General features: G+C 51.6%; 19 protein-coding genes. 8 read left to right on the plus strand and 11 right to left on the minus strand.

Annotation, left to right across the window (positions count from 1 at the left end; genetic code table 11):
- The first annotated feature begins 137 nt into the window (after nucleotides 1–137).
- Nucleotides 138–1,397, plus strand: a complete 1,260-nt coding sequence (locus ACPXSQ_RS18065) for a DUF1479 domain-containing protein (protein WP_019105859.1) — start codon at nucleotides 138–140, stop codon at nucleotides 1,395–1,397.
- 36 nt (nucleotides 1,398–1,433) lie between these two features.
- Nucleotides 1,434–2,192: a DNA-binding transcriptional regulator YciT gene (locus ACPXSQ_RS18070; protein ID WP_426144232.1), complete on the plus strand. Its 759-nt coding sequence runs from the start codon at nucleotides 1,434–1,436 to the stop codon at nucleotides 2,190–2,192.
- A 5-nt stretch (nucleotides 2,193–2,197) separates the two neighbouring features.
- Here ACPXSQ_RS18070 and ACPXSQ_RS18075 read toward each other — a convergent pair whose 3' ends face one another.
- Nucleotides 2,198–3,205 (minus strand): LacI family DNA-binding transcriptional regulator, encoded by a 1,008-nt coding sequence (locus ACPXSQ_RS18075; RefSeq protein ID WP_013028057.1) that lies wholly within the window; start codon nucleotides 3,203–3,205, stop codon nucleotides 2,198–2,200.
- 312 nt (nucleotides 3,206–3,517) lie between these two features.
- On the opposite strand from ACPXSQ_RS18075, the gene ascF reads away from it, so the two are divergent.
- Together ascF and ACPXSQ_RS18085 are read left to right on the plus strand one after the other, a co-directional pair.
- Entirely contained in the window at nucleotides 3,518–4,966 is a 1,449-nt protein-coding gene (ascF, locus tag ACPXSQ_RS18080) for a PTS cellobiose/arbutin/salicin transporter subunit IIBC (RefSeq protein WP_426144201.1), read from the plus strand.
- 29 nt (nucleotides 4,967–4,995) lie between these two features.
- A complete protein-coding gene (locus ACPXSQ_RS18085) occupies nucleotides 4,996–6,426 on the plus strand; it encodes a 6-phospho-beta-glucosidase (protein WP_013028055.1) in 1,431 nt (476 codons plus the stop codon).
- A gap of 108 nt (nucleotides 6,427–6,534) precedes the next feature.
- Here ACPXSQ_RS18085 and ACPXSQ_RS18090 read toward each other — a convergent pair whose 3' ends face one another.
- The gene (locus ACPXSQ_RS18090) at nucleotides 6,535–8,301 is read right to left on the minus strand and encodes a sensor domain-containing phosphodiesterase (protein ID WP_013028054.1); all 1,767 of its coding nucleotides are present in this window, start codon (nucleotides 8,299–8,301) and stop codon (nucleotides 6,535–6,537) included.
- A gap of 802 nt (nucleotides 8,302–9,103) precedes the next feature.
- Between ACPXSQ_RS18090 and ACPXSQ_RS18095 the strand changes: the two genes are divergently transcribed.
- A complete protein-coding gene (locus tag ACPXSQ_RS18095; RefSeq protein WP_014598192.1) occupies nucleotides 9,104–9,343 on the plus strand; it encodes a hypothetical protein in 240 nt (79 codons plus the stop codon).
- Nucleotides 9,344–9,610: 267 nt separating this feature from the next.
- On the opposite strand, the gene ACPXSQ_RS18100 is transcribed toward ACPXSQ_RS18095, so the two are convergent.
- Both ACPXSQ_RS18100 and ACPXSQ_RS18105 read right to left on the minus strand, forming a co-directional pair.
- Nucleotides 9,611–10,381 carry a DeoR/GlpR family DNA-binding transcription regulator gene (locus ACPXSQ_RS18100; protein WP_014333036.1) on the minus strand — a complete coding sequence of 257 codons (771 nt, stop codon included), beginning with the start codon at nucleotides 10,379–10,381 and terminating at the stop codon, nucleotides 9,611–9,613.
- Between the two features lie 486 nt (nucleotides 10,382–10,867).
- The gene (locus ACPXSQ_RS18105) at nucleotides 10,868–12,061 is read right to left on the minus strand and encodes a diguanylate phosphodiesterase (RefSeq protein ID WP_014333035.1); all 1,194 of its coding nucleotides are present in this window, start codon (nucleotides 12,059–12,061) and stop codon (nucleotides 10,868–10,870) included.
- 690 nt (nucleotides 12,062–12,751) lie between these two features.
- Here ACPXSQ_RS18105 and ACPXSQ_RS18110 point away from each other — a divergent pair.
- Nucleotides 12,752–14,548, plus strand: coding sequence for a sensor domain-containing phosphodiesterase (locus ACPXSQ_RS18110; protein ID WP_426144202.1), 1,797 nt, complete (start codon nucleotides 12,752–12,754; stop codon nucleotides 14,546–14,548).
- A 47-nt stretch (nucleotides 14,549–14,595) separates the two neighbouring features.
- On the opposite strand, the gene ACPXSQ_RS18115 is transcribed toward ACPXSQ_RS18110, so the two are convergent.
- The 5 genes from ACPXSQ_RS18115 to ACPXSQ_RS18135 form a co-directional block, all read right to left on the minus strand.
- Nucleotides 14,596–15,267, minus strand: a complete 672-nt coding sequence (locus ACPXSQ_RS18115) for a hypothetical protein (protein ID WP_014333033.1) — start codon at nucleotides 15,265–15,267, stop codon at nucleotides 14,596–14,598.
- A gap of 260 nt (nucleotides 15,268–15,527) precedes the next feature.
- On the minus strand, nucleotides 15,528–16,043 hold the full coding sequence (locus ACPXSQ_RS18120) for a GrpB family protein (protein ID WP_210448541.1): 516 nt from the start codon (nucleotides 16,041–16,043) through the stop codon (nucleotides 15,528–15,530).
- 15 nt (nucleotides 16,044–16,058) lie between these two features.
- Nucleotides 16,059–16,931, minus strand: a complete 873-nt coding sequence (rluF, locus tag ACPXSQ_RS18125; RefSeq protein ID WP_014598194.1) for a 23S rRNA pseudouridine(2604) synthase RluF — start codon at nucleotides 16,929–16,931, stop codon at nucleotides 16,059–16,061.
- A gap of 208 nt (nucleotides 16,932–17,139) precedes the next feature.
- On the minus strand, nucleotides 17,140–19,116 hold the full coding sequence (locus ACPXSQ_RS18130; protein WP_426144233.1) for an autotransporter outer membrane beta-barrel domain-containing protein: 1,977 nt from the start codon (nucleotides 19,114–19,116) through the stop codon (nucleotides 17,140–17,142).
- A gap of 289 nt (nucleotides 19,117–19,405) precedes the next feature.
- On the minus strand, nucleotides 19,406–20,284 hold the full coding sequence (locus tag ACPXSQ_RS18135) for a MurR/RpiR family transcriptional regulator (RefSeq protein WP_014598196.1): 879 nt from the start codon (nucleotides 20,282–20,284) through the stop codon (nucleotides 19,406–19,408).
- 500 nt (nucleotides 20,285–20,784) lie between these two features.
- On the opposite strand from ACPXSQ_RS18135, the gene ACPXSQ_RS18140 reads away from it, so the two are divergent.
- Together ACPXSQ_RS18140 and ACPXSQ_RS18145 are read left to right on the plus strand one after the other, a co-directional pair.
- Entirely contained in the window at nucleotides 20,785–22,914 is a 2,130-nt protein-coding gene (locus ACPXSQ_RS18140; protein WP_426144203.1) for a TonB-dependent siderophore receptor, read from the plus strand.
- Nucleotides 22,901–24,037: an ABC transporter substrate-binding protein gene (locus ACPXSQ_RS18145; RefSeq protein ID WP_028716058.1), complete on the plus strand. Its 1,137-nt coding sequence runs from the start codon at nucleotides 22,901–22,903 to the stop codon at nucleotides 24,035–24,037. The genes ACPXSQ_RS18140 and ACPXSQ_RS18145 overlap by 14 nt, the downstream gene beginning before the upstream one ends.
- Before the next feature lie 55 nt (nucleotides 24,038–24,092).
- Here the strand turns inward: ACPXSQ_RS18145 and ACPXSQ_RS18150 are convergent, their stop codons facing one another.
- Both ACPXSQ_RS18150 and ACPXSQ_RS18155 read right to left on the minus strand, forming a co-directional pair.
- Nucleotides 24,093–25,064, minus strand: a complete 972-nt coding sequence (locus ACPXSQ_RS18150) for an XdhC family protein (protein WP_210452128.1) — start codon at nucleotides 25,062–25,064, stop codon at nucleotides 24,093–24,095.
- Nucleotides 25,061–25,660, minus strand: a complete 600-nt coding sequence (locus tag ACPXSQ_RS18155) for a nucleotidyltransferase family protein (protein WP_014598200.1) — start codon at nucleotides 25,658–25,660, stop codon at nucleotides 25,061–25,063. The genes ACPXSQ_RS18150 and ACPXSQ_RS18155 overlap by 4 nt, the downstream gene beginning before the upstream one ends.

Here is a 25,660-nt window from a genome sequence, read left to right on the forward strand (position 1 = left end):
AAAATCCTTCTGTTCGCTCACATTGTGCGCCAGTTCCGGTTTTCACCAACAGCAATCTGTTAAACATAGTGCTGACTTTCGAATGAAATGAAATAAACCTTCATATGTAAAATGAAAACACTGTTAAGGGCGCAGTCATGAATGTAAAGCTTCAGCACACAGCGTTACCCACGGATATTTCAGCCGCCATCCGCCAGTTTAAACAGCAGATCCGTCAGCAGATTGGCGATGTTGAAGGCTTATTCAGGCAGGTTTGCCAGAGAACCGAGCAGGCGATAAGCGACGCAAAAGCGGAAGAGCGGCTAAACGGCAGCGCCTGGCCGGTTATTTCACCCGAGGAGATCACGCAAGGGCTGACGCCTGAAACCCGAGAAAGCATCAAGCGCCGTGGCTGTGTGGTGGTTAAGCAGCATTTCCCACGGGAACAGGCGCTGGCATGGGATGCCTCCATGCTGCGTTACCTGGACGAAAATCAGTTTGATGCACAGTACCGCGGCCCGGGCGATAATTTTTTCGGCAGCCTGGAAGCATCCCGCCCTGAAATCTATCCCATTTACTGGTCTCACGCACAAATGGAGGCGCGCCAGAGTCCTGAAATGGCCCAGGTGCAGTCATGTTTAAATCGCCTGTGGACGTTTGAATCCGGGGGCCAGCAATGGTTCGATCCGGACGTGAATCTTATCTATCCGGATCGCATTCGTCGGCGACCGCCAGGAACGACCTCGAAAGGGTTGGGCGCACACACTGACTCCGGCGCGCTGGAACGCTGGCTGTTGCCCGCTTACCAACGCGTTTTTCGATCTATTTTCGACGGCAATCTTGAGCATTACGACCCGTGGCATGCTGCACATCGCAGCGAAGTGGATGAGTTTGATGTTCCTGATACCACAAAATGCTCGGCTTTCCGGACGTTTCAGGGCTGGACGGCGCTGTCCGATATGATGCCGGGTCAGGGCTTACTGCACGTGGTTCCCGTACCGGAGGCCATTGCATATGTGCTGCTGCGCCCATTGTTATCGGATGTCGCTGACGATGAATTATGTGGTGTTAAACCGGGGCGCGTACTCCCGATTAGTGAAAAATGGCACCCGCATTTGGTAAAAGGATTATGCTCCGTACCGGCGATCACCGCAGGCGATTCGGTATGGTGGCACTGTGACCTGATTCATGCGGTCGCACCGGTTGAAAATCAACAGGGATGGGGAAACGTTATGTATATTCCCGCGGCGCCAATGTGTGATAAAAACCGCGCTTATGCGCATCAGGTGGCGAGTGCACTTGAGCAGGGTCATTCCCCTGCTGATTTTCCGCCTGAACATTACGAGGCCGGCTGGAAGAACCGGTTTACCCTCGCCGATCTCAATTCGGTGGGTAAACGTGGACTGGGTTTAGCCTGAAACCAGTGAGACTCAACGTCAGAGCAGAGAACCATGATGAATACGCGTCAGCAGAAAATTATTGAACTGGTTAATACCCGAGGCAACGTCGCCGTCAGCGAACTGGCTGAGCTGGCCGGTGTGTCGGAGGTTACCATTCGCCAGGACCTCAACCTGCTGGAAGAAGAGCGGGTTTTACGTCGGGTTCACGGTGCGGCTCAGGCATTAGACAGCGACGACGTTGGCGTGCGAATGCATACCCGCTATGGGATAAAACTGGCGCTCGCCCGTTATGCAGCCGGGCGGATTAACGATGGCGAATCTGTATTGATCGAAGGCGGCAGCACCAACGCCCTGCTGGCACATATGCTGGCCAGCCGCAAAAATTTGACGTTAATCACCGTAAGCCATTATATCGGCCATCTGCTTAAAGACGCGGCCTGTGAAGTCATTATTCTGGGCGGCATGTTGCAAAAGCGCAGCGAATCAATGACGGGGCCCTTAACCCGGTATTGCGTACAGCAAATGCACTTCCATAAGGCCTTTATTGGTGCAGATGGCTGGCACCCGGAAACCGGCTTCACCGGCCGGGATATGCTGCGATGTGATGTCGTGGATGCCGTGCTGGCTAAAGGTGCAGAAAGCTACGTTCTGACCGATAGTTCTAAATTCGGGCAGATCCATCCTTATCCCCTGTCTTCCGGTTTTCAGCCCGGTCACGTCATTACGGAAAAGGGGCTTTCTCAGGACGTGGTGGCCGGACTCGCGGCGCAAGGTATCGGGTTAATACAGGTCGCGATCGACTCAGCACAGTAAAGGCATCAGGTGATGCCGGTAATGGAATCACGCACAACGAGGCTGCCCTGATAGGGAGTAAACGGCGTTAATTCACCGCCATCCAGCATAAAGACCAGTCGATTAATGGTGTCATTGATCATATCGGTAACGGGAAATTTAACACTGGAGAGCGCAGGCGTTATATAAGGGGCCAGCGGAATGTCATCAAAGCCAATGACCGAGACGGTTCCAGGTACAGCAATATTATTTTCTGTAAGCTGTTTGATCGCCCCGATAGCCATTTCATCATTGCTGGCGACGATAGCACTAAAGGGCTGTCCGCTCGCCAGCAATGTTTTCACCGCCAGCATCCCACTTTGCGCCGTCCATTTGCCCTGCACAATTAGCTGCTGATTCGCTGCGATTCCCTGAGTGTGAAGCGCGGTTTTATAGCCCGCAAGTCGCTCCTGACTGGTCGGCGAATCCAGTGATCCCGTAATAAATGCAATATTGCGATGGCCCTGTTCAATCAGGTAACTGACGGCCCTCTGGCTGGTTGCCTGCTGATCGCTGTAAATACAGAAGCTGTCATTAATTCGCAGACGACGATTAATGACCAGCACAGGCTGCTTGTGCTGCGAAATAATCGCATCCAGCTCGTCGATGCTGAGAAAACGCGGATAGATGATAACGCCATCGCAACGTAAATCGAGCAGAAACTGGATGGCAGCGCGCTCCTGCTCAGCGGTATGTTTGCCATCGGCCAGGATCAACTGCCGATTTTGCTGCTCCATAATTCTGGCAGAGTGAGACATTAACTCACTGAAAATGTTGCCACTGTACAGTGTATTGGTTACAACCAGCCCGATGGTTTGGGTACTTTTATTTGCCAGATTACGTGCCAGCAGATTAGGTCGATAGCCTGTCTCCGCAATGGCCAGCAAAACCCGTTCCCGCTTCTCCTGCCCTACATAACCCTTACCTGACAACACCCGCGAAACTGTCGCTTTTGAGACGCCGGCGCGTTTTGCTACTTGTGAAATGGTTGTCATGTTATCGCTGCCAGAATCTTCTGAGTAAATGGAGTTTACCTAAGCCTTTCATTATTTGAAATATTTAGCCTTAATGTCGTGCCGCCTGCTTCGCCACTCAAAGTGATTATCATCACAAAAATAACATCAGCCTATTTTACACTCTTGTTTAAAAGGTGAAATCTCTTCATGATTTTGTGAAACCGGTTTCCTATTTAGCCGCACCGTGGGTCAGATGCAGAGTAAGGCAGGCTGACTGGCGAAGTAAAACAACAACACGACGGCCAGAGCGGAAACCCGAGCGCACTTTCCTCTTCCCTACGAGATAAAATCATGCCAGGAAATTATGCAGAGATTTCACAGGCTATCGTCAGTAAGCTGGGTGGCCTGACTAATATCAGTGCGGTAACCCATTGCATGACCCGCCTGCGTTTTGTGGTGAAGGACGACCGTCTGGTTGACCTTGCCGGCCTGAAAGCCATTGACGGCATCATGGGCGTTGTTCATACCGATACTCAGTTACAGGTGATTATTGGCAATGAGGTAGCAAAGGCTTATCAGGCCGTGCTGGCATTAGGCGAACCGCAGTCAGACGGCGCCGCGCCCGTAAAACGCAAAATGACGCTTAAAAGCGTAGGCGCCGGCATTCTGGATGCGCTGGTTGGCACTATGTCACCGCTGATTCCGGCTATTATCGGCGGTTCAATGGTCAAGCTACTGGCCATGATACTGGATATGGCTGGCGTATTTGAGAAAGGCTCATCAACCCTAATCATACTTAACGTGATAGGTGATGGTGCCTTCTTCTTTTTGCCCATTATGGTGGCTGCGTCTGCCGCGCTGAAATTCAAAACCAATATGTCACTGGCTATCGCCATTGCTGGCGTGCTGGTGCATCCCAACTTTATTGACCTCATGGCTAAAGCAGCACAGGGACAACACGTCGACTTTGCTTTTATCCCGGTCACGGCGGTGAAGTATACCTATACGGTGATACCGGCGCTGGTGATGACCTGGATTTTGTCTCACATTGAACGCGGGGTGGATCGTATCACCCCTGCAGTGACAAAAAACTTCCTTAAGCCTATGTTGATCGTGTTAATCGCCGCGCCGATCGCCATTGTATTGATTGGCCCGATTGGTATCTGGATCGGCAGCGGGATTTCCGCTCTGGTTTACACCATTCACGGTTATCTGGGCTGGCTTTCTGTGGCCATTATGGGTGGGCTGTGGCCGTTGCTGGTCATGACAGGTATGCATCGGGTTTTTACTCCCACCATCATCCAGACCATTGCCGAAACGGGTAAAGAAGGCATGGTGATGCCTTCTGAGATTGGCGCCAATTTATCGCTTGGCGGCTCGTCGCTGGCGGTGGCCTTTAAAACAAAAAACCGCGAATTACGTCAAACCTCGCTGGCGGCGGCGGCCTCCGCTATTGTGGCTGGCATTTCCGAACCTGCTCTATACGGCGTGGCAGTGCGATTAAAACGCCCCTTAATTGCCAGTTTGATCAGTGGATTCATCTGCGGTGCCGTGGCCGGCATAGGCGGTCTGGCCAGCCATTCAATGGCCTCACCGGGTTTATTTACCAGCGTCCAGTTTTTTGACCCGACCAATCCCCTGTCGATTGTCTGGGTTGTCGCGGTAATGGTACTTTCCGTGGTGCTGTCGTTCATTCTTACCCTGATTCTGGGTTTTGAAGATATTCCAGAAACCACCCCTCCGGCGCCATCACAACCTGGCGCATCCCCCGAACAAACGAAAGCGGCTAACGCCAGCTGATCATTAATGACCCTGTTAAAGAGGATTTCATGTCTGAAGCAACATTCCCTGAAGGCTTTTTATGGGGTGGTGCCTTATCCGCCAATCAGTCAGAAGGCGCTTTTCTTGAAGGCGGGAAAGGACTCACTACCGTTGACATGATCCCCATTGGCCCCACGCGTATGCCAGTAAAGCTGGGGCAGGAAAAACGCGTTGAGTTGCGCGATGACGAATTCTATCCCAGCCATACTGCGATCGATTTTTATCATCGTTATCGGGAAGATATTGCCTTGATGGCAGAAATGGGCTTTACCGTCTTTCGCACCTCAATTGCGTGGAGCCGTATCTTTCCGCGTGGCGATGAAAGCACGCCGAATGAACAGGGTCTGGCTTTTTATCGTGATATGTTCACCGAGTGTCGTAAACATGGCATTGAACCTTTAGTGACGCTCTGCCATTTTGACGTTCCCATGCATTTGGTTACGCAATACGGTTCGTGGCGTAATCGTAAAATGATTGAGTTTTTTGCACGCTATGCCCGCACCTGTTTTGACGCATTTGATGGGTTAGTGAAGTACTGGCTGACCTTTAACGAAATTAACATCATGCTGCACAGCCCATTTTCGGGTGCCGGATTGGTGTTTGAACCCGGTGAAAACAGTGAGCAGGTTAAATATCAGGCAGCTCACCACGAACTGGTCGCGAGCGCCCTGGTGACAAAAATCGCGCATGAAATCAACCCTGATAATCAGGTGGGATGCATGCTGGCAGGTGGCAATTTTTATCCCTGGTCGAGCAAACCTGACGATGTCTGGGCGGCGCTACAAAAAGATCGTGAAAACCTGTTTTTCATTGATATTCAGGCGCGAGGTGCTTATCCCGCCTACGCTGCGCGCCTTTTCCGCGAAAAAGGGATTCAGATTGAAATGGCAGACGGTGATGCGGATATACTCAAGCATACCGTCGATTTCGTGTCGTTCAGCTATTATGCATCCCGATGTGCTTCGGCCGAGATGAATGACAACAATAGCAGCGCGGCAAACGTGGTGAAATCCCTCACCAACCCGCATATTCAGCGGAGTGAATGGGGCTGGGGCATCGATCCGCTTGGCCTGCGTATCACCATGAATATGATGTATGACCGTTATCAGAAACCGCTTTTCCTGGTCGAGAATGGCCTGGGCGCACGCGATGAGTTAACGGAGAAAGGCGAAATTATTGACGATTATCGTATCAGCTACCTGCGCGAACATATCCGGGCGATGGCCGATGCGATCGGAGACGGTATTCCTGTTATCGGCTATACCACATGGGGCTGTATCGATTTGATTGCCGCTTCAACCGGCGAAATGAGCAAACGTTACGGGTTCGTTTATGTGGATCGTGACGATCGTGGAGAAGGCACGCTGGCCCGGCGGCGGAAAAAGTCCTTCTGGTGGTATAAAAAGGTGATAGCAAGTAACGGCAGGGATTTGGATTAATCGTACAGCGCGCTTCAGCCTCTTAGCCGACTGAAGCGCTGCTGGCAAAACGCCCTGAAGCAGGCAGTCCTGCTTTTCAGGCGACACTGACTGTCGCCTTCAGGGCATTTACTTCTGTAGCAACCAGTGTTCGATATCGCTGGCCGGGAGCGGCTTCGAAAAGAAGTAACCCTGTATCTGGTCACAACCGTATTGCTTCAGCAAACTCAACGTGGCTTCAGTTTCAACGCCTTCTGCCAGTACCGTATAATTCAGTTCTTTCAACATCATGATAATACTCCGCACGATGATTCTTGACGCATGATCGCCATCCATTCGGCCAATTAAAGACATATCGACCTTAATGACATCTAGCGGTATTTCCTGCAGATAACTGATATTACTGTAGCCCGTACCGAAGTCGTCCAGTGAAATAACAAATCCCTGAGCTTTAAGCGCCTCCAGCCCGTTAATGGCGATATCACTCTCCGTAATGAGCTCGTTTTCCAGACACTCAATGCCCAGTAGTGCTGTCGGCAAGGCTGCCGCCTGCATTTTACTGGCTAAGCCAGAAGCAAACTCTGGTCTGGAAAAGTCACGCTCGCTGACGTTCACGGATACCGGGATAAGTTCAAACTCGTTGTTCCATTGCTTAAGCTGAATAATGACGCGATCGATAACCCAGTCAGTGAGGACAGAAATCAGGTTGGTTTTAATGGCCAGCGGTATAAAGTCGGCCGGAAACAGTTCGCCTCTCTCTGGGTGGTGCCAGCGGATCAAAGCCTCAAGCCCTACGGTTTTTCCCGTTTTTAAACAGACCTTTGGCTGATAAGCGAGGTACAGGCCTTCATCTTTTTTAAGCGCCTGAGCCAGATCGTTCATAATCAAAAAATCTTCAGTGCGACGCGAATCATAAGCATGATCGAACGTCATGGCGCCCATGTTTTGATGGATACATTCGTGTAATGCACTGACCGCCTGGCGCACCACTTCATTCGCATCGATGTCGCGGGAAACAAACTCTGTCTCACCCGTATAAACATCAATATCAATCGTAATGTTATCCGCTAAATCTGCTTTAAGGCTGGTTAATACCTCAACGGTGCTTTGCGCATTATAACCACCAAGATAAGGTTGTATTAACGCAAACCGGCCGGGCGCAAATGAATACAGCATGTCATCTGACTGCAGTTGAAGACGAACACCGACCAGTCCGGCAATTTGTCTGAGCAGGTTTTCTACCGGCGCAATGCCAAAAGTACGGGATAACTCATACGCCTGTGGAATATCAAGGCAGTCGATGAGGATCAGGCGAAAACGACGATCGGGATTATTGACGGCCAACTGCTGCATGTCGCGAATAAGTCGGGGCCGGTTGGGTAAAAGCGTGATCAGGTCCGTGAAACTGGCAAGATTCCAGGCATCCAGAAAAGAACTAACCAGTTTTGCCAGCGACTTTAAGGTGTCCAGTTGCTCATCACTAAACGTATGAGGCTTTGTGTCGGTCACGCAAAGCGTGCCTAAAACCAGCCCTTCCAGATTAGATAACGACACGCCTGCATAAAACCGAATGTGCGGCTCACCCTCAACAAGTGGATGAAAGGTAAAGCGGTTATCCTGTAATGTGTCCTGCACAACGAGCTGTCCGTCACCGTCAATCACGTGACGACAAAGGGAAACTTCTCGTGCGGATTCTTTAAGATTGAAATTACGGGAAACCTTAATATATTGATTTTTATCATCAATAATAGAAATAAAACTGCCTGAAATGCCCAGTACCTGCGCGGCAAGATGAACAAACTTTTCCAGCACCTCATCCCTGGTAACATCAGGTGACAAAAGTGCTTTAACCGCTTTGAGACGATTTTCGTCATTGCCACTTTGATTATTGTGCACAACAGCCTCCCCTTGTGCGGGTGCAAAAACGCAGAAACTAATTTAGCCTAAATTTAAATATTTAGCGCCCTGTTAAAGGACGATTTATCGCAAACAAGGGCTATGCGAGACTGTATAACATGACCGGAACTTTTTTCTAAGATTTTTAACGAGAAACCGCGCCGTCAGCCTCGCGCCTGGCGTTTTCAGCTATGTCGATATCACACATGACTGCAAGCCAAAGTGAAGCAATCGCGCCAATAAACGACCTGATTATTCCGGGCATATTTATCATTCACCTCATCAAAAGCGCAGCTGCCTGCCTGAATAACCGCAGGCTATAATATGAAATGCGTTCAGCTGTTGCGCTTACCGCTCTTTCAGCAATATCTTCAGATCGTTTTGTGTAACGCGTTACCGCCTCCTTCTCTGGGCCTGACGGGGCGGAAGCGAAAATGGCGGCTCATACACAAGCGTAAAACGCGCGCTACCCTGTTGCTGAAGCCAACAACACCAACCGCGACCATATGGCTATAAATAGTGAAGATGTCGCAGGCCAGCTGTCGCGTCTTTTCTGTCTGATTTATCGACGCATAAGGTAACGCCTGTCCTGCTGCCCTTTCCTTTCTTCTGCACGGCTGTCAACAGGCCTTCGAAATCTGTCCTTCCCGTAGTAAGCTACGCCCTACAGCCAATATGGGTCATGTCCATTGAGCGTTGAGCAATGACGAAAGCTGACGGTAACCCGTTTGACTATAATTAACAGATTTAAAACCCCTGCCAGATGGCTTCGTTTATGGGCTGGGTGTTCAGGAATGGAAGTATGCTGACTGAAGAACAGTTGAATCACATTGTCACCCACCCCGACGACGTTTCTCATCAGGTTGTGGCAATGGCAAAAGAGTTACTGGCCTACCGGGCCGCTTTCGCGCGGCCCTATGCAGTCATAGAACCTTTGGGGATGACCTACATCGGCGATGAAAATGCAGCCATGGTCTGGCACCCAAAACATGGTGAAGACGGCGATACACGCTTGTATCTCAAACCCCTGATAGACGAGTAACGCTCGCTGGCGGGATAACGGTTGCGTGACCCAGGCGCGTATTTTATCAGCCGGTTCAGCGATGTCGTGTTCTGGCGCCAACCCTGGTACCTGCCTGACGCATTTATCCTGTCGCAAACCCTTAACCCTTTCTCAGCCGCGCGCTCCTCTGGGCAAATCTTGATGCCATGCCCGGGCAATAATCTGTGCCACGCGGTTAACGCGCTGTTCCGTCACGCACTCATCCGCACCCGATTGGTCTGCAACACCGCCATAGGCAACGGCGTGTTACACGGGTTCCGCGATCGTCAGCGCAGGGAGTGGGTTTGACAGCAACCTTTGCCGGATCTCATTATCCAGGTTGGCATCGGTGACAATATCCGTAAGCTCCTTCAAATGCACCACGTTGAACAGCGACCATGCGCCGTATTTTGAGCTGTCTGCCAGTAAAATTCGGCGCTGGGCGTTCCTGATCAGGTCCCGTTTGAGCGCGGCCTTTTCTTCTGTAGGCGACGTCACGCCCTTAACCCCATCCCATCCGTTACCGCTCAGGAAGGCAATGTCCGGATGAATATTATTAAGCAGTTTTCGCCCGTGGTCACCAATGCAGGACTGGCTGCTTTCATCAATGCGACCGCCAATAATTGTCACTTCAATCTGTTTGAACTCAGACAAAAACAGCGCGATATGGAGATCGTTGGTAATCACACGCAAAGGCATATGGGTAATCTGTCGCGCCAGCTCAAACATGGTGGTACCGGCGTCCAGTATCACCGCATCACCGGCTTTGATAAAACTGGCCGCAACGCGGGCAATCGCGTGTTTCTCAGCCAGATTGCGCGACGACTTTTCCAGCGTCGTGGGCTGAGAAGGGATAAACCGGTTCAGGGTAACGCCGCCATGCGTGCGACTGACGACACCTTCGTGATCGAGTTTAATCAGATCGCGTCTTATGGTCGCAGGTGACGCACCGGTCACCGTAACAAGCTGTTCAACCGTGACCAGATTGTTGCCTTTAAGATAATTCATGATCGATTCTAAGCGACTGTTTTCTTTCATGTTATGTGTACCTGAACAGGTTTTTATTTTCCGTAATGCTGCCATGATCGCAAACTGTGCTTTTTGTGTCCAGGTAATCTCTGGAAAGGTGATTAACTCAGCTCACTGGTGAGTAATACCGCTTTATGCGCCCGCCTCCTGACCACCCTGCTCAGACTGTTCAGGTAAAATCGTTTTAATTTCTCTGACGAAAAGTGGAGACATTAAATATTGTCGCGGAGTACGAGGAATCGTTATTCATCCCTTTCGCAACAGCAAACCAGCACTCTTGCTGGCTGCCTGACGATTAACAATGACTCGCGATAGAAGATAGCGGATCGGTAAAAATGGCAATATTCAGGCTGAATTCAAAATGCGTAGCAGGAGAGAAGGATAATACAGGGCGGGGACGTAGAGCATAAGTGGAATAACAGCAGCGTTCCGTGCTGCCAGGAATAGATTACCGATAAACGTTCAGACTATGATGTTATAACGGCATGAGCATACTTACATGGCGTCACGATATTCTGGCCAGGCAACCGCATCGGACTGCCCCGAATCTGGCGACGCAAACAGACTGCCCTGAAAGTTGATCACGCCCGCGGCTTCCAGCCACATCCACTCTTCCGCTTTCACGATGCCTGCGGCAATTACCGTGATTTCTAATGCTGAACAGCATTTGATGATCGCCTGAACAACTGCCTGTTTCGGGCCGCTTCGATGAACATCCGTGGTGATACTGGAATCAATACGAATGCGATCGGGCTGAATGTGGGTCAGCAATGACAATCCCGCCGATCCCGCACCGAAGTTATCAACGGACAGGCTGATACCGGCGGCTTTAAGCTCCCTGACAGCCACGGAAAATGCTTCCAGCCGTGAAATAACTTCGGTTTCACTGACGCCAATGACCACCTGCTCCGGCACCAGACCTGAGGCGTTGATGGTTGCAACAATTTTGGCAACGGCGTCCGGCACGACCACCAGCGTCATAGGAAGCAGGCTGACATACAGGGTCATTTCATCCGGACAGGCCCTGCCTGCCATCTCGAAAGCTTTAATCACGGCATCAAGGTCGGCATCATGTAACTTTTTATCCGACCCATTGGGATCGCTGCCGCTGTGGCGCGTATCCGTAATCGCCTCAATAGCCGTCACCTGCCTGGCAAGGGGATCAACAACCGGTCGGAAGGTGATACCCGAAGGAGAGGATTTTGCCGCGCTTGAGGCAGGCGCTTCAGGAATGAATTCCCAGTATTCTGACGGTAATACCTCGTAGTAGTTTTCTTTTTCACGCGCTTCTACGAAGGTACGCAGGAACTGCAGCGCTCTGTCAGCATAGGTCAGCTGATATTTGGAGGTGCCTTTATCGAGAACCGCCTGAAGCACGGTTGAACGATCGTGTTCACGCAAATCGAACAACTCCATTCCGGCGTTACCGAAGCGACGGGATGGCGCGTAGTCACGCATCAGTTCTACCACGTTGTGATGTCGGCGATCGGCACAGATACGTTGGTAAATAGCAAGAACGCCCTCTTCCGGGCCTTCCAGCAACTGGAAGAAATGTGTGCCATTAAACAACAAAATGCCTGTCACTTCATGGGAAGCATTAAGTATGCTGGCATCATCCACCATTCCTGGAAGCGTCTTAACAGGAACGTCATCCGAAATGTGGCTGCGATAAATAATGGTGGTCAGCAAAGGGCAGCTCCAACGTCGTCGTGATTGTAGAAGATAGCTTATCAGTTATTGTCCAAACATGCAGGTATCGGTTCGCGAACAGGCACAATAATTTACATTAATATACTACGGTGACGACGCTTCATCGCGGCACGATCCGGATTAATCTTGTGGCGTCGTGAAACCTATTCATTAAGGTTATTTATTTAAAAATGCCTATTCACCGTAAAGATCCCGACATAGCTTATTGGTTGACTTTAACGCCTCGTTACCGCCCGCCATTGAGACAGGATAATGCCTTGTATTGGCTGACATTGCAGACGTAACCATTGAGGGCCATCCCGTCAGGCGGCGTAATGCAAAGCGCATAAATGACATAAAACCCGGCATGTATACATTAAAAAAAACGAACAATACCTGAAATTTAATTTAGGGCTGAATGATAAAATAAAAGTGACACGCTTGATTAAAATGGCCGCACTATTATTTATAATATTTCAGCGTCAAACTTCTTAACCAAAAAACAACGCCAAAAAAACGGATACAATTTGCATTAAGTAAAAAGACATGAAAACTTTATAATTCCTACCCTCACTCTCCACAAGAAATAAATTAATTGCTTTTGCCTTTTATATTGATTGGGTTTTATTTCCAGCATTTGTCGTAAACTCTTTTTTTGCAGTTCTATTCAGCAAACGGGCAGGAGCGGGAATGTCTATGGAATACAGTAAAAAGGAACCTCACCGCACCAGTGAAAAAAATGCACTCAGCATTTCCGATCGCGGCCGGGATGAAGGTCTGAAGAAATTTCTGCGTCTGGCCAGCCAGCTGCTGGGCACCCATGGAAGTTATATTACCGTCCTGACCGATGAACAGCATATTGTTCGCGCCAGTTATAATATTGAGCTGCAAGATTCATCTCGCGAGCAGGCCTTGTGCCGGCACGTGGTCGAAGGCGGCGCAACGGTCGTTGTCACGGATACCTGCCGTGATGCACGTTTTGCTCATCATCCGTTAATAACGCATGCGCCTTTCATCCGCTTTTATGTCGGCACGCCGCTAAAAAACAAAAATGGCCTGATGCTGGGGACGCTGTGCGTAACGGATACGGTACCGCGCCATTTCGACAACCAGCAAAAAAATATCTTTGAATCCCTGGCAGCGTTAGTTATCGCATTCCTTGACGCCTGGCACTCTGCGGCTTTTGTCGAACCGGTTACTGGCCTGGCGAATCGGGAACGTCTTGTTCGTGATATACAGCTCCTTGCTAATCTGAACGACACGGCTTCTCGCCGTCTGGTGCTGATTGACTGTATCGATATGTCACGCGCGTTCGAATTATCCCGATCGTTAGGTATGGCATCGCTGGAGTCGTTGCTTAAAGATGTGGCGACGCTTCTGCCTTTACGCCTTCGACCAATCAGTGGCGGCATGCTTTATACTATCGCCACCGGGCGTTTTGCGATTTTAACCCATACTGACAGCCACATCAGTGCGCGCTGGGTGGTCGAGCGTCTGAATGGAATCAGTGCTGATGTCGGTGATGGTTTGACTATGGCCCTGACCACCTGCGTCGGGCAAACAGATTTTGTTGCCGGTGATGCCCCCGCCCATGAGGTTCTCCGACGAGCAGTCAATGCGCTGGAATATGAGAGTGACCAAAAGGTCTCGCCGTTTCGTCTTGATGAATTGAGCGATTCAGGCCGTGCGCCAGATTTTACCCTGATGAGTGAACTGGCAGAAGCCTTACGACACAATCACGGTTTATATTTAGTTTTCCAGCCCAAGGTATGCCTGAAAAGCGGCAAACCTGTGGGCCTTGAAGCACAGATGCGCTGGCACCATCCGTTGCGCGGCGACCTGCCGGCAGATAATTTTGTCACGCTGGCTGAGGGAACAGAGCTGGACAAACAGCTCACAGCCTGGCTGGTCGACCGCGCTATTTGCCGCCTTAAGCGTCTCCGGCATCACCCTATTCAGTTACCTGTAACGATAAGTCTTCACGAGCGAGATGTTGCTGACGTCGCTTTTGCAGAAAAGCTGGCGGAGAAAATGCTAAAGGCAGGGCTGCCGGTCTCACTGCTCATCATCAAGATAGTGAAAACGGAGCATATCATTGACAGTCCGGCCGCCATGCTGGGGCTGGAAATGCTCAGACGTCTGGGATTCAGTATGTCGTGGGAGGATGCCGCTAAAGGCTATAGCAAAATACGCTACCTTCGCCAAAGCCCGCCTGTCATCATCAAGCTTAATAACGTCCTGGCAAACGCGATCAATGCAAAAATCACTTCACGTCTGATAGCGCACAGTATTTTTAGCACCTTAAAAGAGTTTAATACGATCGTCTTAGCGGATGAAACCGGCTTTCCCGCTGCGACGTCACCCCTTGCCGCTCCCCCGCAAGATAATGATGTCGCATATGAATATTTCAATATCAAGCCCATGGCCGAAACTGAACTGGATGCCTGGCTGCGTTGGAAGTTACCTGGCGAGCCTTCCGGACACTAACGGTTTACCCTTCTGAACGGATTGCGAGGAGAGGTCTGGCCGATTGTTTATTTCTTTGCCAAATAACGTTTATTGTCACGCGCCTGAATACGCGCTTCCACGGGCGAGGGAAAAATATAATTATACAGGTCACGATACAGGCTCAAATGCTTGATCACGCCTTCACGAATGGTTTTTGTCATATCATTCACTAAAAAGTCACAGGTAGTCTGAAAACTTCCCATTTTAAAAAAGGCTTTATCAAAAACCGTGACTGTTCCTTCCCATTTCATCAGGTACTCATCTCGCGTCGCATCGTGGCTGGCAATAAACAGACCTTTATGGGATTTAACACCGTGGTTGCCAACATACGTCACCGGAGAATCATAACCGCGTTTGCTGCGCCAGCGGCAAAATTCATAAGGAACATCATAATGCGGCAAAATAAAATCGGGGCAGCGAAAGTGCGCGTCGCTTAATAAGCCATCGAGCGTGACAGAAAAATGCAAAAAATCCTGCATGAAATCGAACTGCCGCGTTTTAGTATATTCAACATGGATGTTGAAATTACCGGATAATACGTACCAGTAATTAGTAAATCCGTTGACCAGAATACAAAAAACCTGCCAGTCACTGAGACGACGATCCCCCGCTAACCCTCTGAAACGACTGATCATCAACCTTGATTTTGGATGCTGATACGCTTTAAGTAACGGATCATTCATACCTTTCAGTAACATCAGGCCCACTCCTTAGTAATTTGGCTTATCCTGCCATGTCGTTTTCATCCTGAAAAGGTGGCGTCTTCTGATTATGCGGCCTGAGGCACTGGCCTGACGCTTTCTCGCACGCATCGGCTGTTCCCACATGCTTTATCTCATCGTTTCAGGCACTTTCGGCAAACGCCAGTACGCGCTTGCTGCTGAGTGAAAAAGTGTAGAGGGCAGAAACACAATTTCAGAAAAGTTGCGGGTAATGGAGAGCGAGGCTGTGGAAGAAATCAGAAGGGAAAGAGCGCCAGTGCGCGTTGCTGATGAAACTGAATAAAATCATGTTTCAATGCGCGATAGATCTTCATATCGCCCTGGCAGGCACGTTGTGCGGCGTATTTGACCGCAGCATATTCATGGCGAATCGCGGGAAAGTGTCGCAAATAATCCCGAAACGCCAGGTGCCGTATGATATGCGGACTCCCCGGGAGAAAAGCATGAATCTGGTGGGTCCGCGCCTGAACACCTTTAGTAAAATAGCGTCTTCCCGGAATACCGTTTTCTCCGCGCGGTTGATAGCCTGCCTGTATTAGCCCAGACTCTGCTGTTGGCGCATCAGGATTCATCACTTCTGCCAGAATATCGATGACAGGTTTGGCTGATAACCCTTCAACAGCCGTACTGCCAATGTGGTGGATAGCCACAAGATGCTCACCCAATGCCGCCGCGATAACGGCAGCTTCGGTAGAAAAGTGATCCGTCCATTCGGGCCGGTATTCACGGATAATCAAAGGGAAACGACTCATTGATGCGCATCCGTTCTAGCGCCCTTTTTTCTTACGACCCGGCTGGGTAAAGCGCTTGCGTGACGCCGGTTTATCCTCTGACTTTTCGCCCTGTTTAACGGCATTTTTTGCCGGTTTCTTTGCCGCCGGACTCTTCTGTGGTGTTTTCTTCGCTGGCTTGTCTTCTGAAGAGGAATTTTCGAGTAACTTAAACAGTTCAACCCGTTCATCATCCGTGAGATCGCGCCATTCTCCTAAAGGGATCCCTTTAAGATTGACGTTCATGATGCGCGTGCGTTCAAGCTTAGTCACTTCATATCCAAAGTGTTTGCACATGCGACGGATTTGCCGGTTAAGCCCCTGAACCAGCGTAATACGAAACACGTAAGGCGCTTCTTTCTTTACTTTGCATTTTTTGGTTACCGTACCCAACATGGGAACACCTGACGCCATGCCCGCGATGAATTCGTCGGTAACAGGCTTATCGACGGTCACCACATATTCCTTTTCGTGGTTGTTGCCGGCACGCAAAATTTTATTGACCAGATCGCCATGGTTGGTCAGGAAAATTAGGCCCTGAGAATCTTTATCAAGCCGACCAATAGGGAAAACGCGCTTGCTGTGATTGACAAAATCACTGATGTTATCGCGCTCGCCTTCTTCCATAGTGGTAATAATGCCGGTTGGCTTGTTCAGCGCAATCAGCACCAAATCATCTTCATCACGTGGCTCAATTAACTGACCATTCACTTTTACGACATCGCCTGCAAAGACCTGGGCACCTACCGCCGCGCGCTTGCCATTGATGAAAACGTTGCCTTGTTCGATAAAGCGATCGGCATCGCGGCGGGAGCATATTCCGCTCTCACTGATGTATTTATTGAGCCGTGTAGATGATTGGGTCAGCATGGTTCCTCCAAAAACGCGCACTATACCTTACCGAAACCCGCTTGCGAAGCGGGATCCGTCAAACTTTCTGAGCCGTTCACCCTCCCTCAGCCAGGTAACGATTTATCTCGTGGCGATGACCTCAGGACACAGGCCGGGGTATCCGTCAGTCCAGCGCCCGGGTTCATGAGCAAGCAAACCTTTATCGCGTCCCTGCGACAACATCCTCTTAAAAACGAGCGCTCAGGCCCAGGTTCCATGTGACGTCGCGATAATCACGGTCACCCACTACCGTCGAAACAGCGGCAAATGCGGTCACCGCCTCGCCCAAGGGCACATTGGCGCCAACGGCCATATCCACCCAGTCTTTATCCTGGCCTGCGCTGGTGCGCCGGAAGGTCGTGCGGGTAGATTTTAACCCCGCGCTCACGGCTGAGTCGGTGTCGCCAAACTGGTGGTTATAGCTGACCTGCGCCCAGGGGTTTATCCATAATCCTTGGGTGTCGATACGCCAGCCCGCTGCGCCAATCTGTGAGTGCCGCGTTTGATCGGAGAAACGCATGGCGCTGCTGCTGTCGCCCCGTTCCTGATAAGCATCTGCCTGCACGTAGTCCAGTGCATAGCTGGCTACCGGACCGGTAGTGATGACCTCGCCTAACGGTAAATCCCAGCCTGTCTGGACGCGCAGCCCCATCAGTTTACCCCCGCTGCTTCCCTGCTCCGTTCGCGTTGCAGGTCCAAGTTTTATCCGCCGTTCTATTGCGTCGTAATCCAGATCCGCATAGTGGACGTCGGCGTTAAGCCAGAGCCGATCCATCAGCTGCAGCTGGCTCCAGAGCGCAACCATATTGCCACGCAGTCGGTAATCATACCGATCAGAGGGATGCTGGCGTTGACTGGCGGTCGACAGCAACGCACCGGCCTGCCAGTTATCGCTCAGTTGATAACCGATGCCCACAGACAGGTTGGCGGTATCGGTGTCGCCATCATTGAAAACATCGTTTTTATTGCGGGCATGCTGACCGGCATAACCGCCAAATACGGTGAACTGACCGGACTCAGCGGGTTGCTTGCGCTGCTGCTGAAGATGGCCATCCAGTGTGTTGTGCATGTCATGCAGCATGGCGAGTGGGGCCTGCGTCAGCACCGCAACCTGCGCGGGTGCATCCAGAATCGACTGAATGTAGTCGGCAATGATGGCATGTACCGCCGGACTGGGATGAAGGCGATCGGCGAACAGATAATTTTGCTGGGACGAAAAACCTGCTGTTGATGAGGTACAGTCAACGGAGGAGGTTCCGGGCGGACAGGCCATGCCTGCGGTATTACTCAATCCATAAACCGCGGGGTTGTCGATGACTTCACTAAAGAGCCCATTAATATCAACCCGGACGATATTTCCCTGGGTATTTGCCAGCGCGTTTTCCTCCAGCTGATTGTACCGCGCCGTCAAGGCTGCCGCCTGAGCGCTCAGCTGTTGCCAGGCGGCGAATAACTGCTGCGCGAGCAGATCGCGAACCGCCGGGACACCGGAGAGTTGTCCGGCTGCCTGATTGAACGCAGCCTGAATAGCCTGCTGTCTGGCGGCACTGTTGGGCGTTGCGGCAGCATCCAGTGACTGAAAGGCAGCGGACACGGCTGCGGCACTAAACGGCTGAAGAATCGCCTCGATCAGCGCGGGCGTGGCGCCTACGTTAGGGACTGTCGGCACAATCACGGTGCCTGCGCCAGCATTGAGCAGCGCTTTCACCTGACTGGCGGCCGCACCGGCACTGTTGTCAATGAGGGTGGTTGCCAGCGGAGGAAGCGCAACGGCTGCGGCCAGGTCGTTACCGCCTATCCAGTGAATATATAATCCGTTGGGATCGGCCCGACCGTTGGTCGATGCGAGGTAACGCGCCACCTGATCCTGAGTATTAAACTGCGGATTAATAGCGGGTACGGCAACGGCACCGCCTGCCGCGTAGTTGCTGCCGCCCTGGGAAGAAGGCTGGAGCGTAAGCCCTGCCTGCCGCGCAAGGATTTCGTCATACAGCGGATTGGTTGCAGAATTATAGGTAAACCGACCCACATTTCCGGTATCGCTCAGGCTGTCACCGAATACGGTAAGACTGTCCCATGCCATGGCCGGCAGCGGTGTTGTCAGGGCACTCACCGTGGCCAGCGCCACTAAGGATACAGGAAACCACACACGCACTCTCTTCATCATTTGCTCCGCTCAGGGATGTAACAAGGATGGATAAATCGAAGAACAGCAAATAACATCACGGCTCAGTAATAGCCGTTGAGAGTGAAAGGCTCCAGGTGAAAGCTGGGATGCGCTCGCAAAAACGAAAACTTTTTTTAAAATTCCGAAAAGTGCCAGCCACAGCCGCACCTGAGCCCGGAGCGCGAAAAACGTGCCCGGCGAGGCCAGGACGGAGGCAATGTCGTCAACCCTGGCGGCCGTGGACAGGCCTCATCAGGTTGGAACTGTGTGACACCCAACGAAGGCGCTATTTTTTAGCCGCAGGCTTAAGCCCGCGGTAAAGGTCCTGCAGTCTTTTCATGGTTTTCACGGTGCGGTCAGGCAGGGAGGAGGCAACCGACAAAATCATCATCTCCAGGCAAACCATTACGGTGCCATGGAGCGGAATTCGCCCCTTCTCTCCACCGCGTGGAACGTTGATTACCACATCCGCTTCGCGGGCAAAAAAGGAGTCAGTGGCATTCGTGAGTAAAATAATGGGCACGCCGAGTCTTTTGGCTTCACGCACCACGGTGCTTCCCTCACGGTGGGCAGACTTCTGCGCCATCATGATCAGCACATCGCCGCGCTGCAAGGCCAGCATTTGCTCCGCCAGCGCTATCCCTGCCCGATTAAGTGAGAATGACGCCAGGCCGATTCGGTTTAACAGGCGGGCGCTGTAGTCCGCAAGGATGCCTGAGGCATTGATGCCAAAAATGGCAACCTGACGGGCTTCGATCATCAATCCGGTAGCCTCGGCCAGCGCCTGACGGTTTTGCTCAGAGGATAAAACATGGCAGGCATGAAGATGCCCCTGCAAAACAAAGTCTATTGACGAGGTGACATCACGCGTTACGTCGTTGACCGTGGTTGTCATCTTCTCCTCTGACGACATGCCAGGGCCGAACCAGGCCTGCAGCACTTTTTTCAGATCGCGTAAGCCCGAAAACCCCAGCGCCTGGATTGCGCGGATAACGGTGGCGTCAGAGGTATGATTGGCGTCAGCAATATCCATCGCCGTGCTGTCAAGCACCGTTTCCCGGTTGCTATTGATGTAATGCGCGACAGCCAGAAGGCGTGGAGAGAGTTGATGCTCACGTGACCGGATACGCTCACCCACGATATCAACGCGGCTTTTAGTCTGCATTGCGATGATCGTCCGCCTTATCATTTTCACTAGTAAACATGTGATGTTATTCCCGCACGTATTGATCCTGAAGCGACATGAGTGCCGGAAACATGAATGCAGAAGGCCCCAATAAGCCGGATAAAGGATAATGTTTCTCATTTCCCGCCTGCAGATAATGGCCCTGCACAATGTAGTCAGCAAGCAATTTTATCGCACACAGGATCCTCCTCTTGGGACAGCTTACGCGTTCACTCGCCCAGCATGAATTAAAAAAATCATTAAATTCAATATATAAAGTCATTCACGCACCGCTTTTACTGCATGCCAGGTAACATTTCAGAATGTAGTGAAAACCCTCTCTTTTCTGTTTACTACTACATCAGCCAATGATTGAATGATTATCAATTACAAAAAAGCGTGGGCGAGGTGATGCGGTTATCTGCCCGTCGCTGAATAAATACACGCAATACACAGGGTTATTCCCTTTATTTCTGTCATTGATGATCAGCGAAAAAATAATGAAAAAACGTTCCAACGAGATTAAAAACCTGGGGATCCAGCAGGCAGTCATGCTGGCGATGTGTTCTGGCGCGTTGCTTGCCCCGGGTAAAGGCCTGGCGGCGGTCAGTGATAATACGGTGACGGTAACCAGTGACGCAGATCGTCACGATGGCTACACCATCCCCACCACCAGCGTGGCCAGCAAAGCCCCGGTGGCGCGTCTGGATGAGGCACAGTCTGTCAGTACCGTGACACAACAACAGCTTGATGACTACCAGGCCAGCAGCCTGAGTGATGCAATGCGTTTTGTCAGTGGCGTGTCTGAAGCAAACACCCTGGCAGGCACGGAAGATGGCTTTGTGCGGCGCGGTTTTGGGAGTAATTCTGATGGGTCTGTTTATCGCGACGGCATCCGCAGCAGCCAGGGACTCAATCTGGATGCCACCACGGAACGCGTCGAGGTGCTAAAGGGTTCGGCTTCGTTACTCTACGGTATTCAGAATCCCGGTGGGATCATCAACGTGATCAGCAAAAAGCCGCAATATTCCTGGCACTCAGCGGTCAGTGGCCGCTACGCAAGCGAAGGCGGCGGTGCCGGTACGCTGGATGTTACGGGCCCACTGGGCAACGGCGTTGCCTTCAGGCTCATCGCGGAAAAACAACGCCAGGATTACTGGCGTAACTTTGGCAGTGATGAACACTCGCTGCTGGCTCCCTCTCTTCAGTGGTATGGGGAGAAGGCCAGCCTGTTAATCAGTTACAGCGATTATCGTTATGATATTCCCTACGATCGCGGCACCGCGTTTATCAACGGCTCACCCCTCTCACTGCCCTACAAACAGCGGCTGGACGATAAAGCCAATCATGCCTGGGGACGCAATCAGGCGCTGAACGCCCATTATGACTGGCAGTTCAACGACAGCTGGAGCACGCGCCTGACGCTTGGCTGGAATCAGCGCCGTTATGACAATAATGAGGTGCGGGTAACGGCCATTGATCCTGCCAGCGGCGTTGTCACCCGGCGCGCGGATGCCAATCGCGGCTTTAATCAAAAAACCAAATACGTTTCCTGGGATGTTCTGGGCAATCCGGAACTTTTTGGCATGACGCATGCGCTGGTGTTTGGCACCGATTATGAAATGAACCAAACCTACCGGGCGCATCAGTATCAGGGCAAGAATGACAGGCGCTTCAACTATTTCAATCCGGTTTATGACATGTTTTCTCCCGTCACCGACAGCACGACAGAGAATACGGCGAATGCCAACAACTTAAACCGTATCCACAGCCGCTCGGTTTATGTCAAAGACAGTATTTCGCTGACGTCCGACTGGATCGCCGTCGTGGGCGGGCGTTACCAACATTATGAGCAACGAGCTTCAAAAGGTTTTAACCCGGTCGTTCAGACACTGGATGATGAAGGGAATAAATTCCTGCCACAGGCCGGGCTGATTTATAAAATCACGCCAGATATTTCGCTCTACACCAGCATAAGTAAATCCTTTACCCCGTCAACCGATGTTGATGATGCGGGCAATGTCAGTCAACCCGAACAGGGAACGACATGGGAAGCAGGGAGCAAATGGCAAATCACCCCTCGCCTTTTCGCCTCGGTCGCCTTCTACAACATTGATGAAAGGCAGATGTCGTTGAGCATTAACGGCACCACCCGCCCTATTAACAAGGCGCGGTCTCAAGGGGTTGAGCTTGAGGTTAATGGTGAAGTGGCGCCCGACTGGGACATCAGTGCCAATTACAGTTATGACAATGCCGAAATCGTCGATGACAGAATTAATCCGGCCAACAACGGCCATCGCCTTCAGAATGCACCTGAACATGCCGGGGCGCTTTACCTGAGTCACAACCTGGTGATACGCAGTTTACCCGGTGATTTTCGTGTAGGTGGTGGCGCACGCTATGTTGGCAGTCGCGCCGGCGATCCGGATAACAGCTTCTCTTTGCCGGATTACGTTGTCGCTGACGGCTTTATTGCCTGGAACAATCAGCTACTGGGTAAAAAAACGCAGTTAAGACTGAATCTTAATAACCTGTTTAACAAACACTACTACACGTCGAGCGGCGGTAACCTGCGCGTACGTGAAGGTGAAACCCGTAACCTGATGGTGCAAGCCCGTGTTGAATTCTAATCCCTGCAAAACAATCTGGCGGCTCCTGCTCCTGCTGCTCTCCATGACAGTCAGCAGCGTCGCCTGGGGCAAGACGATTACTGATATTAATGGCGATCGGGTTGATATTCCCGATCGTCCTCAGCGTATTGTTCTCGGCGAAAGCAGAATGTTGTACACCTTCGCCATGCTGGAACCCGGCAATCCGTTCAAAAGGCTGGTCGGCTGGCCACAGGATCTGAAGAAGTATGACCGGCAAACATGGAATATTTTCGCGCACAAATTTCCAGAGATGCTCAACATACCGTCGTTAGGTTTTGATGGAATAAATGATATTAATCCTGAACAGGTGATTGCGTTAAAACCAGACGTGGTGATCCTGCCCGAGTTCGCCCGCAGCAGTGATGCCGGGCAACGGCTGGAAAAGGCGTTGAAAGCAGCAAACATTCCCGTGGTTAAAATCGATTTGCGGGTCCATTTACTGCAAAACACCACGCGGAGTGTTGCCATCCTTGGGGATGTACTGGATCAGCCACAGCGTGCATCGGCGTTCAACCAGTTTTATCAGCAACATATGCAGGTTATTCAGCAGCGCCTTGCCCGTTATCAAGGCCCTAAACCTACCGTGCTGCTACAGCTCCACCTGGGCCGCCGCAATGAATGTTGCGTCACCGCTGTGAATGGCAGTCTCGGCGAGGTGTTGTCGCTGGCAGGGGGAGATAACATTGCCGGTAAAACCCTGGCTGGCGTTTTTGGCCGACTGAATGAAGAAGCCGTGATTGTCGCGCATCCGGATTTTTATTTTGCGACAGGTAGCGGAGACAGCGGCGATTCATCGGATCTGAAGATCGGTCCCGCCATCAGTTCGGCTGAAACACGCGCGTCCCTGATCCAGCTGACTGCGCAACAAAATGGCCTTAAGCAGCTTCGGGCCCTTCATAACGGTCATGCTGCCGCGCTGTGGCACAACTTTTATCTCAGCCCGTGGCACGTTGCGGCAGCGGAATTTTTTGCTAAAACCCTTTATCCGGATCGGTTTAAAGACGTTGATCCGGAACACACCCTGCAGCAGATATTCACCACGTTCCTGCCTGTTCCCTATTCAGGAACCTACTTTTATTCGCTGGAGAAAGCATCGCCTTAAAGCGCGGTCTGGCGGCAGACTGAACATCGCGCCGCCAGAACCGGCTGGTATAATATCAGTGTTGGTTTTTGACCCTTACGATATCGGCCATCACTGATAACGCTATCTCCGCAGGCGTTTTACTGCCAATGGCCAAACCTATCGGTGCCTGAATCCTGGCCAGCTCATCCTCAGCCAATCCGGCTATCGTCGTTAAGCGTGCCTTACGCTTAGCGCTGTTTTTTACCGATCCCATGATGCCGATATAAAAAGCGTGCGTATTGACCGCTTCCATCATGGTTAACTCATCAATACGGGGATCGTGTGTTAACGACACAATGGCAACAGCAGCATGGGCACCGTTTAACTCCAGCCAGCGCGCAGGATGCTGCGGCACAATCGTCACGTTGTCTTCACCCGAAAAATGACGCTCCAGTTCACTTAACATTGCCGAACGGTGCTCACAGACGCGCACATGAAAACCCAGAAATTGCCCAAGACGAATGCATTCAAACGCAACCGTGGAATACCCTGCCACCAACAGTTCAGGAATCGCGCCGACTGGCAACACGATGTCGGCGTCCTGATAGCTAAGCACGGGTAAGGCGGCCGACGTTGCAACCCTCTCCCACGATGCGCGCTCGCCCACGGACAACTTTTTGATCATCCGGGTTTGGCCGATAAGCGCCTGATGCATCGCACTTAACAACGCGCCGCTGAGCATGTCAGGAAGCAGATGTTCCACCAGCACGTCCAGACGGCCGCCACAAGGCAACTGCACCCGGGTTTGCCGTCCGCCATCACCATATCGGACAACCTGGCTGCTTATCCGGTAATGCCCTTCCGCCAGACGTGCCAGGAAATCTTCTTCAATGCAGCCGCCAGAAAGCGAGCCACAGCAATCACCGCAGGCGTTAATCGCCATCATTGTCCCCGGCGCGCGTGGGGACGAACCCCAGGTGCGAAGCACGGTGCACAACCAAATCGCCTGTCCCGCCTGATGCCAGTTCAAGGCCGTTTCGATAACCCGCTGATCCAGCGTAATCATGAGCTGCTCCTTACTCGCAGTAAGTCTTCCGGGTAATCAATATCCTCCAGGCAGCCCCGATCGCTGAGCGGCACATAGCGGATTTGCTGGTTTAACAGCAAATGTTGTGCCCCCGTATCGCCTGAAAGCTGTTGCAGCGCGGGAAAAAATGCTCGCTGGAAGCCAACCGGATGGCCTGGCTGTCCTTTTACCCACGGGCGTACAAGCGGTGAAGCATGCAACGCCTGCTCCACCGCCTGATAGCTGTCAGTCGTGACAAAAGGCATATCACCGAGCGCGATAATGACGGCATCATAGTCCAGGCAGGCGCTGACGCCCGCTGCTATGGAATCTCCCAGCCCCTGACTGACACAGAAAACAGCACGCACGTTGTCCAGCAGCACATGAATAGCCTTATCTTCCGGGCGCGTCACAACAATGATATCCATACCGCTTGCCCTTGCCTGTTCCAGCGAATGCCGGAGGACGGCTTTTCCTTGCAGTACCGCCAGCAGTTTATGCTGGCCGCTTGCCTGTCGAAACCGGCGGCTCATCCCCGCCGCCGTGAGCAAAATCGCCGTCTTCACATCCGCCTTCCCGGCAACCTCGCTGCCCAT

Origin of the sequence: Pantoea sp. EEL5 (assembly GCF_049892805.1) — a bacterium.
GTDB classification, from domain to species: Bacteria; Pseudomonadota; Gammaproteobacteria; order Enterobacterales; family Enterobacteriaceae; genus Pantoea; species Pantoea ananatis.